Below are 14592 nucleotides of genomic sequence, written 5' to 3'. Positions count from 1 at the left end.
TCCAGGATCTCGCCGCGCACGTCCACCGTGATCTTGCGCGACAGGTCGCCGCGCGCCACGGCGGTGGTGACGTTGGCGATGTTGCGCACCTGTGCGGTCAGGTTGCCGCACATCGCGTTGACGGAGTCGGTGAGGTCCTTCCAGGTGCCGGCGACGCCGGGCACGATCGCCTGACCGCCCAGCTTGCCGTCGGTACCGACCTCGCGCGCCACGCGCGTCACTTCTGAGGCGAAGGAGCGGAGCTGGTCCACCATCGTGTTGATGGCTTCCTTGAGCTGAAGGATCTCGCCGCGGACGTCGACCGTGATCTTCTTGGAGAGGTCGCCGTTGGCGACCGCGATCGTCACCTCGGCGATGTTGCGAACCTGATTGGTCAGGTTGTTCGCCATCGAGTTGACGCTCTCGGTGAGGTCCTTCCAGACGCCGGTCACTTCCGGCACCTGGGCCTGGCCGCCGAGCTTGCCCTCGGTGCCGACCTCGCGCGCCACGCGCGTCACCTCGGAGGTGAACACGCCGAGCTGCTTGATCATGGTGTTGACGATGGTCGCCGACTGCAGGAATTCGCCCCGGAGCGGACGGCCGTCGACGTCGAGCTTGACGGTCTGGAGCAGGTCGCCTTGCGCCACCGCCGCGACCGCACGCGTCACCTCGCGGGTCGGCCACAACAGGTCGTCGATCAGCGTGTTGACGGAGCCTTCCATGTCGGCCCAGGAGCCCGAGGCGAGGCCGAACTTCACGCGCTGGCGCGTTTTGCCTTCGCGGCCGACCACCTGGCCGACCAGTTCGAGCTGCTGCGCCATGCGCTGGTTGGCGGCGATGATTTCATTAAAAGTGTCGGCGATCTTGCCGTCGATGCCGAGATAGTCGCCGCTCATGCGGACGGAGAAATCGCCGCTGCGCATGGCCTGCAGGGCGAGCAGCAATTCGGCCCGGGAATCCGGATCCGATACACCGTTGGGCTTTGGCTTTGGGACGCGACGACCGGACCGTGATGCAGATCCGGGATCGAGGTCGCTCATACTGATTCCCCCGCAGGTGTCGGCCGAATCTATGGCCAGACGCGATTGGTCAACATAGAGCGTCAGCCAAATTCGAAATCAAGCGCCAACCTTGCGGCGCCAGCAAATGGAACCTGCTTTGCTCAGCCCGGCAAATATAACCACGATCCGCCGAATTGGTTCCATCCGAATTCGAAAAGGGCTGGCGTCCGCGATCCTGCGGCCAGCTCGTTCGTCCCCGCCACCCTTCGGAACGAGCGCCAACCCTCGCGGTTAGCCCGCCAAGACATGGAGAACGGATATGAAAGCAGGACTTGCCGCGATCGTCGTCGTGCTGTTTGCCGGGTCGGCCTTGGCGCAGGGCGGAGCGCCCAGCGGCCGCGGGGCGGTGACCGGCGATCCCGCCGCGAGCTCCGCCAGCCCGAGGGCGGATACTCCGACGACGGGGGCGGCGACCCGGTCGAACCCGAGCGGCAGCGGCACCTCGTCTTCGGGCGGCAAGGACGACAATGGGGATGCGGGCCGGGACCGGATGCCGGAGAGCGACCGCACCGTGCGACCGCAGAGCCAGCAACATCATCCGAACGACAAATAAATAGAGGGGGCTACTTGTCCGCCATGGTGCGCCCGGCGTCCTTGACCTGTGCGCGCAGCATCGGGAGCTGCTCGCGCGCAAACGTTGCGAGCGCCGCGTTATCGGGCGCCTTCAAATAGCGTTCGAGCAGGTCAATGGCCGATTCATATTCGGGAATCTGCGAGGCATAGAAGCTTCGGACGTAAGTCGGTCCGTCGGACGTTTCGGGCTCGACCAGGCCCGCGCTGACCGACGTCGTCTTGCCGATGCGCGGCTCCGCGCCGATCGCCTCCTGGATCTGCTTCAGCGCCTTGTCGCGCTTGGCCGCTTCCTCGGCACGCAAGGCGGCGAGGTTCTTGACCTCGGCGTTGCCCTTCAGATCGGTGCTCTCCAGGAGGCCCTGCTGGAAGCGGCTGAAATCATAAAGGCCGCTGATGACGTCGGTTGCGCTCGGAGGGCGGCCGCCAGACTTTCGTTCACCGGTGCTGTCGGCAAGCGCTGCGGTGCTGATGAATGCCAGGATGATCGCGACAAGAACTCGCATCGATATCAAACAGCCAATGGCGTGCGGAGTTCCCTGAACATTACGATCCGGCAAGCGGGTTGCGACCCGAGAGTTCCGTCCCCACGTCTTCAATATGAAACAGTCTGACATCTTCAGGGATAATGCCGACAACTGTCTTCAGCTCGCCGAGCGCGCCGAGGGACAACCCGCCCACAAGCGCTTTTCGCGCATGGCGGACGCCTGGACGGCGCTCGCCCACGAGCAGGATTGGCTCGACGGGGAAATTCCGCCTCTCGTAGTCCGTTTCCCTCAAAAGCGGGATGCGTGAGGGCTCTGCTTTTCGTGAATCCGCGTGTGAGACCGCTCACGGAATGCAAGCGACCAATCCAGGATGATCAGGGGACAGTCGATCGCGTTGGTTTTCGCTTCCAGAAGGAGGTTTTGTGATGGCTCCACGTCTGGCTCTTCTTTCACTCATTCTCGCCTTTGGTGTCTCGGTCGCGTTCGCGACGGTGACGACGGTGCGCCAGGTTCATCTGGGGAATGCGTCGGCTGCGGTCCACGCGGCGCACAGCTAGCGCCTCGCCGGAACATTCGACGCCGCAGTGCGTAAGCGCTTCGACACATCAGGAGAGGTGAAAGCACATCATGGCCCATTCCGACCACGGCATCGTCAAGGACAAACGGGCGGAGGAACAGCCGCGCGACAAGCAGCGCGCACAGTCCGTGCACAAGACGGATCCGCAAAAGACGGGTTCGAAAGGCTCGCCGTCGCGGGAGGCGACGCGCGATCCCAAGCTCAACGACAACAGCAAGACGCCGGGCTCCGGCATGACGCCGGACGATTCCGGCGACGCGCCGAGCGGCTAGACGCAACGGTCAGCGCGAGGAACGAATCCTCGCGCGACGCGTCGACAGGTTGCTCCCGGTTGTCACGCCCCCGGTGCGCCGGAAGCAATCTCCAAGACGGCCCTGGCACGCCCCGTGCCGGGGTCGTTTGCTTATGAACGGCTCCTGTGGGTCAGCCCCCGGTGCCGTTCTCGGGATCCTCCTGCGTATGCCCGTCGGGCCCGCGGCCGAAAACGCCGAAGCTGCTCGACTTCACACCCGCAGCCGCGTCGACGCCGACGGCGGCCAATCCGAACTTGAGCAGTTCGCGGACAGCTGCCGCCCGCGTCGGCATGCGATGTTTGAACCGGAAATCGTCAACGGCGGCCAACTCTTCCGGCGTGAGCATGACCTGTAGGCGCTCGGCGCGAAGGTCGTTCATGGTCGATCACACAAATTGAGCAGGTTGAGTAGGTTACTCAACGAACCAACTTGGCGGGAGTTCCACAAGAGTCGAGAAAGACGCCGAATGAGTAAGAAAATATAACAAAATCAATGATTTATTATTGAAACGACTCCGGCGGTGGCGCATTCTCATGGAAAGGGAGAGAAGCCATGACGGACGAAGTCAGGTTGCCTCGCAAGCTTTCCGAAGAGCCGGAAGCCCCCAAGCCGGTGCGTCCCAGCCACCAGAAGGTCATCGAACAAGTCGAGCGCTGGGCCAACAGCCCGGGACTGCAGCCACCGAGGACGGAAGATGCGAAGACGATCTGAGCCACATACATTCGAACAGCGTCTCGGGGCGCAGAAGCTGCGGCTCGAGCATGAACTGTCGGGCCTGCCGGACGGCCGCCAGCGCGAAATTGTTCTTGCGCGCATCGATCAGCTTCAGACGGCCGCCGAGATGTACGGCTTTCTGATGCTACGGGAAGAGGCCGCGGCCCCTCGCTGATGGCCCCATGCGTTTGGTCTGCACGGTCCTCGAGGTGATGCGAAGCTTTCGCCGCAGCCACCAAGCCGACACCGACACGGCCGCCCATACCAGGATGGCGGCGACGAATGCGCCGATCACGGTTGTCGAAACCACGAGATAAAAGACTGCAGCGAACGCTGCGAGACCGATGCTCCCAAGGCCGGCACCGGCGGCATCGAGCGCTGCGGCCTGCTGCCCGCGTCTGTCTCCGCTGAGGCCGGCCTTTTCCTTGGCGCGGCGCTCATGGCTTTCGATCAGCGTTGCACTGGCGCAGAAGATGGCGGGGAGCGCGAGGAAGAGGCCGCCGACGGAGACGCCGAAACCTGTGGTCACGGCTCCCGCGAGGACCGTCGCCAGTCCGCCGAGCAGAAAGCGGATACCGTACTCGTACCACCGAGTCTGTTTCAGCGCCGATGCAGACATCTTGACCAGCATCAGGCAGCACCTCCGAAACCCGCGAGCAGAGCGAAGGCGACGACGAGCCATGCGGCAAAAGCGAGAATGGTGGCTGGCAGTGCGGAGAAATGAAACCTCATCAGGAGATGGCAGACGACGATGCTGTAGCAGCCGAGTGCGATGGCACCATAGATCATCGTCCAGCTTTCGGCGGCGACATATTGCGGGCCGTGCTGGACGACGGCGATGCTGAGGGTGGCCAGAGCGACCGACGGCGCCGCGCCGAGCAGTCCGGCAAAGCTCTTCGGCCGCAGCATGTCGCCCAGGATGGAGAAGGCAGAGACGATCAGGCCGCCGGCGATGAAGCGCAGGAGATATTCGGTCATGGCCGTGTCCGTGAGGCCTTGGACCGCCGCTTCGCCAGCGTGAACGGCCTGAACAGTCGCTCGACGGCGACGCCGAGCGTGAAACCGGCCACCACATCGCTGGCCCAATGCGCCAGCACCACGATGCGCGTCAACGATAGCGCCACGGCAACGAAGCGGACCGCCTGACGCCGGGCAGGCGGCAACAGGTCGGCCGCCGAGGCGAGGGCGCCCATGTGCACGGCGTGACCGGAGGGAAATGCGTCGCGTGATCGCCCCGAGAAGGGGACGCCGCGCCAGTGGCCGGCGACCGTCAGCCGGTCCGGCCTGGTCTGATCGAACACGGATTTGAGGACATGCGGCAGCACGGCTGTCGCCAGCGAGACCATGAGAATGTGATCTGCAACGCGACGCTGCTGCGGTTGCCGCAGCCGGGTGTAGAGCCATCCCGCGGCGGCGAGCGCGATGAGCACATGCTCGTCGGCGCCCCAGGTCAATGTCTGGGCCGCATGCTCGAGGCCGGAGTTGGTGTGGTGCGCGATCTCGTTCGCGATCGCCGTATCGATCCGGGTGGGTTTGACTGTTACGAGCGCCATCGGTCCGCAGGCGAGATGTTCTTCATGACAAATTTGTAAAGCCCGGAATCAACGAAGGTTCCTGGGTTCGGCCGCGTCGGCACCAGGCCCGCGGGGCGCCGGCCACGCCGGCGCCCTCGTTCGAGGTTTACTTCGCCTGGCCGACGCTCGGCGCCTTGCCGAGCTCCTTGGCCATGTCGAGATGGTGCTTGAGCGCCGGCAGAGTCTTGCCGGCCCAATCCTTCAGCGCCGAATTGTCGCCGCCCTTGGCGTAGCGCTCGAACAGCGACACGGCATCCTCATGGGCGCTCACCTGGTAGGAATTGTAGTCCGAGCTGAAGTCCTTGCCATTCGCGCTCTTGAGCTTGTCGAGCTTGCTCTGGTGCGAGCTGTCGAGCGCCGTCGGAAGGGGCGCCTGCACCTTGCCGTCACCGACGAGACCCTTGAGCTCGGTGCTGGTCTTGGTGTGGTCGGTCACCATCTGCTGCGCGAAGCTCTTCTCCTGCGCGTTGCCCTTTTGCGTGGCGAGCTTGCTCGACTCGATCTCGAACATGTCGCTGATGGCGACCTGCTTGACGAAGTCGGCAGTCGTTGGCGCGACGCCGAGCGCCGAATTGACGCCGGTCTTCTCGCCAAGAGATTGGGCGAGCGCGGGCCCTGCGACAAGCACGCAGGCAAGGGCGATGATGGTACGTTTCATGGTTCGGTCCCTCCGAGTGGGCGCGCGGCCTCTTGCCGCGCGATATTGCGCCGATCAACACGTCGTATGCGCCGAGGTTCCTAACGACTAATCCGCCGGATTCCGCCCGGTGCGCGGATTGATGGGATCGGTCGGCTTGCGTCGCAGCCGCTCGGGGAGAAACGGCTCGGCGGCGACGGCCGTGGCTTCGGCACGCACATCGGCATGGCGCTGCGCGCGCTCGTGCGGAGTCTTGTTGTCGTTGAAATGGTACTTTACATCGACGCCATCGACGGGATCGTTGACGCCGTGCTGGATGTCGCGAAAGTCGCTCATGGTTGACCTCATTGCTTTCCGGGCAGGATCGTTTCGAGCACCTGCCGCGCTGCTCCCTTGATCATCCCGCTCTCGTTCGGATCGCCCTTCAAGAGGGCGAGCGAGAAGTTCTTGGCCTGCTGAAGCGTGATATGCGGCGGCAGCGGCGGCACTTCGGGATCGGTCTTCACCTCCAGCACGACGGGCATCTCGCTTGCCAGCGCCTGCTCCCAGGCCGAGCCGAGCAGCTGTGGGGTGTCGACGAAGATGCCGCGCAGGCCGATGAGCTCGGCGAAGCGTGAATAGGAGACGTCGGGAATGCGCTGCGAGGCTTCGAATTTGGGATCGCCGTTGATGATGCGCTGCTCCCAGGTCACCTGGTTGAGGTCCTCGTTGTTGAAGACGCAGACGACGAAGCGCGGGTCGCGCCAGGAGCGCCAGTATTTCGCGGCGGTGATCAATTCGGCCATGTTGTTCATCTGCATCGCGCCGTCGCCGACCAGCGCGATCACCGGACGGTCCGGATGGGCGTATTTGGCGGCGAGCGCATAGGGCACCGCGGCGCCCATCGAGGCGAGGCCGCCGGAGAGCGAGGCCGTCATGCCGCGGCGCATCTTCAGGTCGCGGGCGAACCAATTGGCGCAAGAGCCGGAATCGCTGGTGATGATCGCACGGTCGGGCAGGCGCGGGGACAATTCCCAGGCGACGAGCTGCGGATTGACGGGCGCCGCCGGCTGATGTGCCCGGCCATCCAGCGTCTTCCACCATGTCGCGACGTCAGCTTCGATACTTTGGCGCCAGGCGCCGTCGCTCTTGGGCTTCAGCCGCGGCAACAGAGCGCGCAGCGTCTCGGCGGCATCGCCCACGAGGCCGACCTCCATGGGAAAGCGGATCGACATCATGCCGGCGTCGATGTCGATCTGCACGCCGCGGGCCGCGCCTTCCTTCGGCAGGAACTCGGCATAGGGGAAGGCAGAGCCGACCATCAGCAGCGTGTCGCACTCCATCATCATGTTGTAGCTGGGCTCGGTGCCGAGCAGGCCGATCGAGCCGGTGACCCATGGCAGGTCGTCGGGCAGTGCTGCCTTGCCGAGCAGCGCCTTGGCGCAGCCGGCCGAGAGCCGGTCAGCGACGGCGATCACCTCGTCGGTGGCGCCAAGGGCGCCGGCGCCGACGAGCATCGCGACCTTCTTGCCGGCATTGAGCACTTCCGCGGCGCGATCGAGATCGGCCTCACGTGGCATGATGCTGGGCGCGCTATAACCAATGCCGGAATGCAGCGTGCCGTGTGCACGCGGCGGGCTCTCGTAAGGCTCTTCCTGCAGGTCGTTGGGCAGGATGATCACGGTCGGGGCCCGCCGCGCCAGCGCGATCCGCACGGCTCGGTCGATCAAGTGTCGCACTTGCGCAGGCGAGGATGCCTGCATGACGTAGGCACCGGCGACGTCCTTGAACATCGAGAGAAGGTCGATCTCCTGCTGATAGTGCCCGCCGAGAGCGTTGCGGGCCTGCTGGCCGACAATCGCCAGCACCGGCTGGTGATCGAGCAGCGCATCGTAGAGCCCGGTGATGAGATGCGAGGCACCCGGGCCCGAGGTCGCGATGCAGACGCCGAGCTGCCCTGAGAATTTTGCGTAGGCGCTCGCCATGAATGCCGCCATCTCCTCGTGCCGTGCCTGCACGAAGCCGATCTCGCCTTCCTTGCCTTGGGCCCGGTTCATCGCGCCGAACACGCCGTTGATGCCGTCGCCGGGATAGCCAAAGATGTGCCGCACGCCCCATTGATGCAGACGCTGGACGATGAAGTCGGAGACGGTCTGGGACATCGCGCGTGGCTCTCGGTTGTGCGTGAAGTTCAGAGAACGGCTCCTTCCCTGCGATGTTCCTGGTCCACTTCCGGGAACATCGGCGCCGGAACGATCGCTTGCTCATCCGGTTGATTCACATTGGCTGAGTGGAGGATTGAGATGCTGAATCAAGGCGAGCTGGGCCGCAGCGAGATGGGACGGCTGATCGGCAGCGACAAGGTCGAGGGAACGTCGGTTTACGGCGCCGACCGCAACCGGATCGGTTCGATCGAACGCGTGATGATCGACAAGGTCAGCGGCAGGGTGTCCTACGCCGTGCTTGGCTTCGGCGGATTCCTGGGCCTCGGCAACGACCACTACCCGTTGCCCTGGCAGTCGCTGAAATACGACACGGAGCTTGGCGGGTATGTCACCGGCATCACCACCAAGGAACTGGAAGGGGCGCCGAAATATGGCGAACGAAGCGATTGGAACTGGGGTGATGATGCCGCGGTGCGCGGCATCAACTCCTATTATGGTGTTCCCTTTGCTTGACGTTCACGGAAAGGGAGATCGATGAGCAAGGAACGGCCTAACGACGATCCCCGGCAGCAGAACGACTGGGGTTCGCACCGGCAGACGGACAAGCCCTGGAAGGGCAATCCGGAGAAGGAGCAGGGATCGGACGAGGAGAAGCCCGATCTCGAGAAATGGCACGAGACGAAGACGCACTGAGACAGGCGGGCTTCCCGTGAGACGTCAGAGACGAGCGCGGCACGCACTGTGCCGCGCTTCTTTTTGAGCCGTCGTTCACGACTGGCAGCGGGGCTCTCACGAGGTGTGGGCCTCGCGGACCCTCAAAATGGAGATCCCCCTTCGGAGAGAAATGGTGACCGCGGCGCAAAAGTCCGGCTAGACTGAACCCGATCTGAGCAAATTCCGGGAGGCGAATTAAGTGAAGACCGCGATCACCGAGCTGTTCGGCATCGAGCACCCCATCATCCAGGGCGGCATGCATTTCGTCGGCTTTGCCGAGATGGCTGCTGCCGTTTCCAATGCCGGCGGGCTCGGCATCATCACCGGCCTGACGCAGAAGACACCGGAATTGCTCGCCAAGGAGATCGCGCGCTGCCGCGACATGACCGACAAGCCGTTCGGCGTGAACCTCACCTTCCTGCCGACCTTCGCGGCGCCGCCCTATCCGGAATACATCGCGGCCATCGTCGAGGGCGGCATCAAGGCGGTGGAGACGGCCGGCCGCAGTCCCGAACAATACATGCCGGCGCTGAAGGCGGCGGGCATCAAGGTCATCCACAAATGCACCTCGGTGCGTCACTCACTCAAGGCCGAGCGGATCGGCTGCGATGCCGTCAGCGTCGACGGCTTCGAGTGCGGCGGTCATCCCGGCGAGGACGACATTCCCAACATGATCCTGCTGCCGCGCGCGGCGGAGGAATTGAAGATCCCCTTCGTCGCCTCCGGCGGCATGGCGGACGGGCGCAGCCTCGTCGCGGCATTGTCGCTGGGTGCCGCCGGCATGAACATGGGCACGCGCTTCATCGCCACCAAGGAAGCGCCCGTGCATCAGAACGTGAAGAATGCGCTGGTCGCCGCGACCGAGCTCGACACCCGCCTGATCATGCGCAGCCTGCGCAACACCGAGCGCGTGCTGAGGAACGCCAATGTCGATCGCCTCATCGAGATCGAGCGCGAGAAGGGCGACAAGCTGAAGATCGACGACATCCACGATCAGGTCGCGGGCGTCTATCCCAGGATCATGCTGGAGGGACAGATGGACGCCGGCGCGTGGAGCTGCGGCATGGTCGCCGGCCTGATCCACGACATCCCCTCCTGCAAGGAACTCGTCGATCGGATCATGACCGAGGCGGAACAGATCATCCGTAGCCGTTTGATGGGGTTCCTGGATGGGACGGGGGCGACGCGAAAGGTCGCTTGACACCGCTAAACTTCTTAACCACGGCGGCACTTGGCCGCTGGAATCGCGCGCGAGGCCTCCTAAATAAGGATAAAATATCCCTTTCAAAATCAATTTCAGGAGGCGTCCGTGGTCCTGAAAAGCGTTCCTTTTGCAGTTGCCGTTGCCCTCGTGATCGCATGGGGCGGCTTCGCGCGCGCTGACGACTACAAGCCAGACGAATATCTCGGCCTCGATCTCTCCAAGGCCGTGCTGTCGCCGAAACGTCTCGGGCCCGAGACGCACTTCGCTCCGGTTGCGCTGGAAGCGCGCGGCGGCAATGAGGCGCAGGCCCGCGCCGCACCCGTCGACGCGCCGAAGAAGGTTGCGGCCGAACGCGTCCGTGCGGCCGAGCCGAAGGTTGCGCACGCTAGGCCTGCCCAGCCGCGCGGCGCAGCCCGGACCAAACTCGCGCATCGCCACGGCAATCCGCTGGATGCGCAGGCGAGGGATACCCGCATCCAGACCTGGCCGTGCCGCTCCGGCGGCATCTGCAACTGGCAGCGTTAACCCGGTCTGAGCGCGTCATCGGCGCGTCGCAAAACCGTAGGCGCGGGGTCAAGAAACCGTAAGGGTAGGAGTCAAGGAGCGCAGGCACCTTCCGTCGCGATTCGACGAAGGTTTCCTGAATGGCAACGCTCCGCGCTTCGCGCGCATGGACCCGGCGGCAATTCCTGGTCCGCTCGACCTCCAGCCTCGCCGTCGCCTCGCTCGGCACGCTCGCAACGCCACACCTCAGCCGCGCCGCCGATCGGCCGCAGATCGCGGGCGGTATCCAGTCCGGCGACGTCTCTGGGGACTCCGCCGTGATCTGGGCGCGCGCCGACCGCCCCGCGCGGATGCAGGTGGAATGCTCGACCGTCGAGAGCTTCGAGACCATCATCGCGTCAGCTTCGCGCGACGCTCTGCTTGATGCGGATTTCACCGCAAAGCTGCTGCTGAACGATCTGCCGCCCGGCCAGGATATCTTCTACCGCGTGCGCTTCGACGACATCGCGGCCGGCATTGCCGGCGAAAGCCGCGTCGGCCATTTCCGCACCGCGCCGGCCGCGGGCCGGTCGATCTCGTTCGTGTGGTCCGGGGATGTCGCGGGGCAGGGCTGGGGCATCGACGTTTCGCGCGGCGGCTATCGCAGCTATCGCACCATGCTCGATAACCGTCCGGATTTCTTCATCCACTCCGGCGATCACATCTACGCCGACTGCACGGTTCCTTCCGAGCAGAGGCTGCCGAACGGCGAGATCTGGCGCAACCTCGTGACCGAGGAAAAGTCCGAGGTCGCGCACACGCTGGCGCAGTTTCGCGGCAATTACAGATACAACCATCTCGACGAGAATTTTCGCGCCTTCCACGCCGAGGTGCCGATGTTCGCGCAATGGGACGACCACGAGGTCACCAACGACTGGTCACCGGCCGGCAGCCATGACGAGGCCGGTTATGAGGACGACGGCACCCCGCGCCTGGTCGCGCGCGCCCGCCGCGCCTTCTTCGACTTCATGCCGATCCGCGACCTCGGCGCGCGGCAAGGCCGGGTCTATCGCAAGATCGCCTACGGCCCGCTGCTGGACGTCTTCATGATCGACATGCGCAGCTATCGCGACGACAGCTGGAACAAGGGCGGCGATCACCGCGGCTGGATTTTGGGTGCCGAGCAACTCGCCTGGCTGAAGCGCGAGCTCGCGGCCTCGCGCGCGACCTGGAAGGTGATTGCGGCCGATTTGCCGATCGGCCTGGTCAGCCTGGATGCCGTCGCGCTTGGTGATGGGCCGCCCGACCGGCGCGAGCACGAGATCGCCGACCTTCTGGCCTCCATCAAGCGCGCCGGCGTGCGCAATATCGTCTGGCTCACCGCCGACATGCATTACACCGCCGCGCATTATTACGATCCCGGCAAGGCGCAGTTTCAAGACTTCGAGCCGTTCTGGGAGTTCGTCTCCGGCCCGCTGCACGCCGGCACCTGGGGCCCGGGCGAGCTCGACAACACCTTTGGTCCGGTCGCGATGTACCAGAACGGCTGTAGCGCGGCGCAGGGCGAGAATTTGGCGCCGTGTTTCGGACTGCAATTCTTCGGCCGCGTCGACATCGACGGTGCCAGCGGCGTGATGACTGTGACGCTGAAAGACGTCGACAATCGCGACCTCTGGTCGGTCGATCTCGAACCGCAGCCGCAGGCGCGACCTGCCGTGGTGGCGCAGCATTCGTGAGGGGCGGGGCGATTATGAGCCCAGTTGTCATGGCCGGGCTCGTCCCGGGCATGACGTCTGAGAGGAATCGTGCGTGCAATGCTAACCCGATCTTGATTGGCCGCGCTGCCCATGCCGGGCTATGCTCCTCACTCCCGCCACCTCTTTTCCATCACCGAAGAGTCTGCCCACGCGGCAACGCCGCGTGCATCCAGCGGGTTGAACGACGTCAGGAGCCTGTTCATGGACAATCTGAAGACCCAGGGCATCAGCATGCCCAAGCTCGGCCTCGGCACCTTCCGCATGCAGGGCGATGCCTGCCGCGCCGCAGTCGAGAGCGCGCTGTCGATCGGCTATCGCCACATCGACACCGCCGAGATGTACGCCAACGAAGAATCCATCGGCGCTGCCCTTGCCGCGGCTCGCCTGCCGCGCGGCGAGCTGCACGTCACGACCAAGGTCTGGCATGAGAACCTCGGCCCCGACGCGATCCGCCGCGCCTTCGATACCAGCCTGAACAAGCTCAGGCTCGATCATGTCGATCTCTATCTCGTGCACTGGCCGTCGAAGGCGGCGAACTGGGGTGCGGTGTTCGAGACATTGATGAAGCTGAAGCAGGAGGGGCGCACGCGGGCGATTGGCGTTGCCAATTTCACCACGGCGCTGCTCAAGACCGTGGTCGAGGACATCAGGGCGCCGATCGCCTGCAACCAGATCGAATATCACGCAATGCTCGATCAATCGAAGGTGCTGACCTATCTCGCCGCGAAGTCGATCCCGCTGGTGGCCTATTGTCCGCTCGCGCAAGGGCGCATTGCCTCGGAGCCGGTGCTGGCCGAGATCGGCGCCAGGCACAACGCAACCGCTGCGCAGGTGGCGCTGAAATGGCTGCTCGACCAGGACGGCGTCGCCGCGATTCCGAAGGCCTCGCGCCGGGAGAGCCAGCAAGCCAATCTCGATGCGCTGAAAATCACGCTCGACGATGCCGACCGCAACAAGATCGCGGCGCTGCCAAAGGACCGCCGCTGCGTCAATCCGGGCTTCGCGCCGGCGTGGGATTAGCTTCGTCAACACGCCCTGCGAACGCAGAATAATCGTAGGGTGGGCAAAGGCGCCCTTGCGCCGTGCCCACCACTTCTCCTTGATCACTACGGAAGCGGTGGGCACGCTTCCGCCGTCGCTCCTCGAGCTATGGCGGACAAGTCGCTTTGCCCACCCTACAAGACTGCGCGCAAGAGAAATGGCCCCGTGAGGGGCCATTTCCATATGCGCTCTGCATTAGTCCCAGTTGTGATGGCGATGGCTGCGCTTGATCACCACGACCTTGTCGCGATGATGGCCGCGATGCCAGCCGTAATCGCGATGGCCGCGGAATTCGGCGCGAGCGCCGTACGGCCCGTGATGATGGTGGTGGTAGCCGCCGCGCTTGATCACCACCGTCTCTGCGTTCGCCAGCGTCGGCGCCGCGATCACGAGCGCACCCAGGGCCGCAACCACATAACCAAGCTTCTTCATGATGTCCTCCTCCAATCGAATGCACATTTAAACCGCGCATTGGCGCGAACGTTCCGGAGGAAACGCGGGAGAATTCTGAACAGCTGTTCAGGAGACTAATCGCAGCGTTGCTGCGCCGGCGTCGGCGCGCCGGTGGCGACGTACTTGCCGTCCCTGATCGTGTACTCGCCGCGCTCGCTGCGATTGTAGATCGCGCGCAGGCTGCTGCCGTCCTTCGCCAGCAGCAGCCCGAACTCACGGGCCTGGTGCAGCGAAGGGAAGTACACCATCACATTGAGCAGGCCCTCGGCGCTGACCCTGGCCGACACCACCTCGTTCTCGTCCCTGGCCTCGCCGAAATTGCGCCGGTACATCACCCGGCCGTCCTTCCGGATTTCGTAAGTCAGGAGCGCGCCCTTGTCGCGGTCGGGCCCGGTCGCGCAATCGACCGCCCACGAGCCGAGCAGGCCCCATTGCTCGACCGTCGCGGTCAGTGTCTCGGCACCTGCCGTGGAGGTGATCGCCGCCCACAGCATCGCAGCCGCGATCCAGCGGCTCAAACAACGCGTCATGTCCTGAAAGAACCCCGCCTCGAAGAATTCCAAAGTGTAGCATCCCGTCCGCTTCCGTCCATGGCTGCCCGCCGATCGCTCGCGAATTTGATCCGCGTCAATGAGGCCGGTCTTTTCCGGCGTAGGATGGCACTTCCCGAAGGCGAACCTGGATAGACCAATGCTGAATCAAGTCATGGATTTTGCGGGCGAAGTGCTGCCGGGGAGCTGCGCCGTGCCGCCTTATTCCGAGACCGCGTTTCTGACCGAGCTGGGCGATCGCTTGCGGTCCTCGCGCATGCGCTGCGACCTGTCGCGCCGCGAGCTGGCCCGCCGTTCCGGGATTTCCGAGCGCTATATCGCCCAGATCGAGGCCGGCAAGGGCAACGTCTCG

General features: G+C 64.4%; 23 protein-coding genes. 12 read left to right on the top strand and 11 right to left on the bottom strand.

The annotated features are described in order from the left end of the window. A partial coding sequence (locus tag IC66_RS0133650) for a HAMP domain-containing protein (RefSeq protein WP_157158136.1) occupies window positions 1–1019 on the bottom strand: 1019 nt, incomplete at its 3' end. A gap of 280 nt (window positions 1020–1299) precedes the next feature. Between IC66_RS0133650 and IC66_RS47270 the strand changes: the two genes are divergently transcribed. Next, window positions 1300–1593, top strand: a complete 294-nt coding sequence (locus IC66_RS47270; RefSeq protein WP_028144046.1) for a hypothetical protein — start codon at window positions 1300–1302, stop codon at window positions 1591–1593. 10 nt (window positions 1594–1603) lie between these two features. Here IC66_RS47270 and IC66_RS0133640 read toward each other — a convergent pair whose 3' ends face one another. Further along, window positions 1604–2116 carry a DUF4142 domain-containing protein gene (locus IC66_RS0133640; RefSeq protein ID WP_038950583.1) on the bottom strand — a complete coding sequence of 171 codons (513 nt, stop codon included), beginning with the start codon at window positions 2114–2116 and terminating at the stop codon, window positions 1604–1606. 94 nt (window positions 2117–2210) lie between these two features. On the opposite strand from IC66_RS0133640, the gene IC66_RS0133635 reads away from it, so the two are divergent. The 3 genes from IC66_RS0133635 (at window position 2211) to IC66_RS0133630 (ending at window position 2947) form a co-directional block, all read left to right on the top strand. Then, complete coding sequence (locus IC66_RS0133635; RefSeq protein WP_028144044.1) at window positions 2211–2405, top strand: hypothetical protein; 195 nt, start codon at window positions 2211–2213, stop codon at window positions 2403–2405. Between the two features lie 118 nt (window positions 2406–2523). Then, entirely contained in the window at window positions 2524–2655 is a 132-nt protein-coding gene (locus tag IC66_RS48995; RefSeq protein ID WP_256379439.1) for a hypothetical protein, read from the top strand. Window positions 2656–2725: 70 nt separating this feature from the next. Further along, complete coding sequence (locus IC66_RS0133630) at window positions 2726–2947, top strand: hypothetical protein (RefSeq protein WP_028144043.1); 222 nt, start codon at window positions 2726–2728, stop codon at window positions 2945–2947. A 151-nt stretch (window positions 2948–3098) separates the two neighbouring features. On the opposite strand, the gene IC66_RS0133625 is transcribed toward IC66_RS0133630, so the two are convergent. Further along, window positions 3099–3347 carry a hypothetical protein gene (locus tag IC66_RS0133625; RefSeq protein ID WP_028144042.1) on the bottom strand — a complete coding sequence of 83 codons (249 nt, stop codon included), beginning with the start codon at window positions 3345–3347 and terminating at the stop codon, window positions 3099–3101. Between the two features lie 173 nt (window positions 3348–3520). Here IC66_RS0133625 and IC66_RS47880 point away from each other — a divergent pair, with 173 nt between their 5' ends. After that, the gene (locus tag IC66_RS47880; RefSeq protein ID WP_018321736.1) at window positions 3521–3679 is read left to right on the top strand and encodes a hypothetical protein; all 159 of its coding nucleotides are present in this window, start codon (window positions 3521–3523) and stop codon (window positions 3677–3679) included. Between the two features lie 148 nt (window positions 3680–3827). Here the strand turns inward: IC66_RS47880 and IC66_RS0133615 are convergent, their stop codons facing one another. The 6 genes from IC66_RS0133615 to IC66_RS0133590 all read right to left on the bottom strand — a co-directional run bounded on the left by IC66_RS0133615 (window position 3828) and on the right by IC66_RS0133590 (window position 8034). Further along, on the bottom strand, window positions 3828–4313 hold the full coding sequence (locus IC66_RS0133615; RefSeq protein ID WP_038972659.1) for a hypothetical protein: 486 nt from the start codon (window positions 4311–4313) through the stop codon (window positions 3828–3830). Then, on the bottom strand, window positions 4313–4660 hold the full coding sequence (locus tag IC66_RS0133610; protein WP_028144041.1) for a DUF3147 family protein: 348 nt from the start codon (window positions 4658–4660) through the stop codon (window positions 4313–4315). The genes IC66_RS0133615 and IC66_RS0133610 overlap by 1 nt, the downstream gene beginning before the upstream one ends. Then, window positions 4657–5235 (bottom strand): phosphatase PAP2 family protein, encoded by a 579-nt coding sequence (locus tag IC66_RS0133605; protein WP_028144040.1) that lies wholly within the window; start codon window positions 5233–5235, stop codon window positions 4657–4659. The genes IC66_RS0133610 and IC66_RS0133605 overlap by 4 nt, the downstream gene beginning before the upstream one ends. A 127-nt stretch (window positions 5236–5362) precedes the next feature. Beyond that, window positions 5363–5914 (bottom strand): DUF4142 domain-containing protein, encoded by a 552-nt coding sequence (locus IC66_RS0133600; protein WP_038950581.1) that lies wholly within the window; start codon window positions 5912–5914, stop codon window positions 5363–5365. Between the two features lie 87 nt (window positions 5915–6001). Beyond that, a complete protein-coding gene (locus IC66_RS0133595) occupies window positions 6002–6229 on the bottom strand; it encodes a hypothetical protein (RefSeq protein WP_028144038.1) in 228 nt (75 codons plus the stop codon). An 8-nt stretch (window positions 6230–6237) separates the two neighbouring features. Next, entirely contained in the window at window positions 6238–8034 is a 1797-nt protein-coding gene (locus IC66_RS0133590; protein WP_028144037.1) for a thiamine pyrophosphate-requiring protein, read from the bottom strand. Between the two features lie 141 nt (window positions 8035–8175). Between IC66_RS0133590 and IC66_RS0133585 the strand changes: the two genes are divergently transcribed. The 6 genes from IC66_RS0133585 to IC66_RS0133555 all read left to right on the top strand — a co-directional run bounded on the left by IC66_RS0133585 (window position 8176) and on the right by IC66_RS0133555 (window position 13215). Continuing rightward, window positions 8176–8550 (top strand): PRC-barrel domain-containing protein, encoded by a 375-nt coding sequence (locus tag IC66_RS0133585; RefSeq protein ID WP_028144036.1) that lies wholly within the window; start codon window positions 8176–8178, stop codon window positions 8548–8550. Window positions 8551–8571: 21 nt separating this feature from the next. Beyond that, a complete protein-coding gene (locus IC66_RS47875) occupies window positions 8572–8730 on the top strand; it encodes a hypothetical protein (protein ID WP_018321727.1) in 159 nt (52 codons plus the stop codon). Between the two features lie 220 nt (window positions 8731–8950). Further along, window positions 8951–9952 (top strand): NAD(P)H-dependent flavin oxidoreductase, encoded by a 1002-nt coding sequence (locus IC66_RS0133575; protein ID WP_038950579.1) that lies wholly within the window; start codon window positions 8951–8953, stop codon window positions 9950–9952. A 108-nt stretch (window positions 9953–10060) separates the two neighbouring features. Next, window positions 10061–10480, top strand: coding sequence for a hypothetical protein (locus IC66_RS0133570; protein WP_038950578.1), 420 nt, complete (start codon window positions 10061–10063; stop codon window positions 10478–10480). A gap of 119 nt (window positions 10481–10599) precedes the next feature. Next, window positions 10600–12174, top strand: coding sequence for an alkaline phosphatase D family protein (locus IC66_RS0133565; RefSeq protein WP_038950577.1), 1575 nt, complete (start codon window positions 10600–10602; stop codon window positions 12172–12174). A 222-nt stretch (window positions 12175–12396) separates the two neighbouring features. Continuing rightward, window positions 12397–13215, top strand: a complete 819-nt coding sequence (locus tag IC66_RS0133555; protein WP_038950576.1) for an aldo/keto reductase — start codon at window positions 12397–12399, stop codon at window positions 13213–13215. A gap of 216 nt (window positions 13216–13431) precedes the next feature. Here IC66_RS0133555 and IC66_RS0133550 read toward each other — a convergent pair whose 3' ends face one another. Next, window positions 13432–13668, bottom strand: coding sequence for a hypothetical protein (locus tag IC66_RS0133550; protein ID WP_038950575.1), 237 nt, complete (start codon window positions 13666–13668; stop codon window positions 13432–13434). A 95-nt stretch (window positions 13669–13763) separates the two neighbouring features. Beyond that, window positions 13764–14219: a hypothetical protein gene (locus IC66_RS0133545; protein ID WP_028144030.1), complete on the bottom strand. Its 456-nt coding sequence runs from the start codon at window positions 14217–14219 to the stop codon at window positions 13764–13766. 160 nt (window positions 14220–14379) lie between these two features. Between IC66_RS0133545 and IC66_RS0133540 the strand changes: the two genes are divergently transcribed. Continuing rightward, window positions 14380–14592, top strand: a 213-nt coding sequence (locus IC66_RS0133540) for a helix-turn-helix domain-containing protein (RefSeq protein WP_038950574.1), incomplete at its 3' end; no start/stop codon positions are given.

The sequence above is a fragment of the Bradyrhizobium genomosp. III genome, from assembly GCF_000261705.1.
GTDB classification, from domain to species: Bacteria; Pseudomonadota; Alphaproteobacteria; order Rhizobiales; family Xanthobacteraceae; genus Bradyrhizobium; species Bradyrhizobium ottawaense.
The sequence above is the reverse complement of the archived record's forward strand: the minus strand, read 5'-3'. Positions and strand labels throughout refer to the sequence as shown.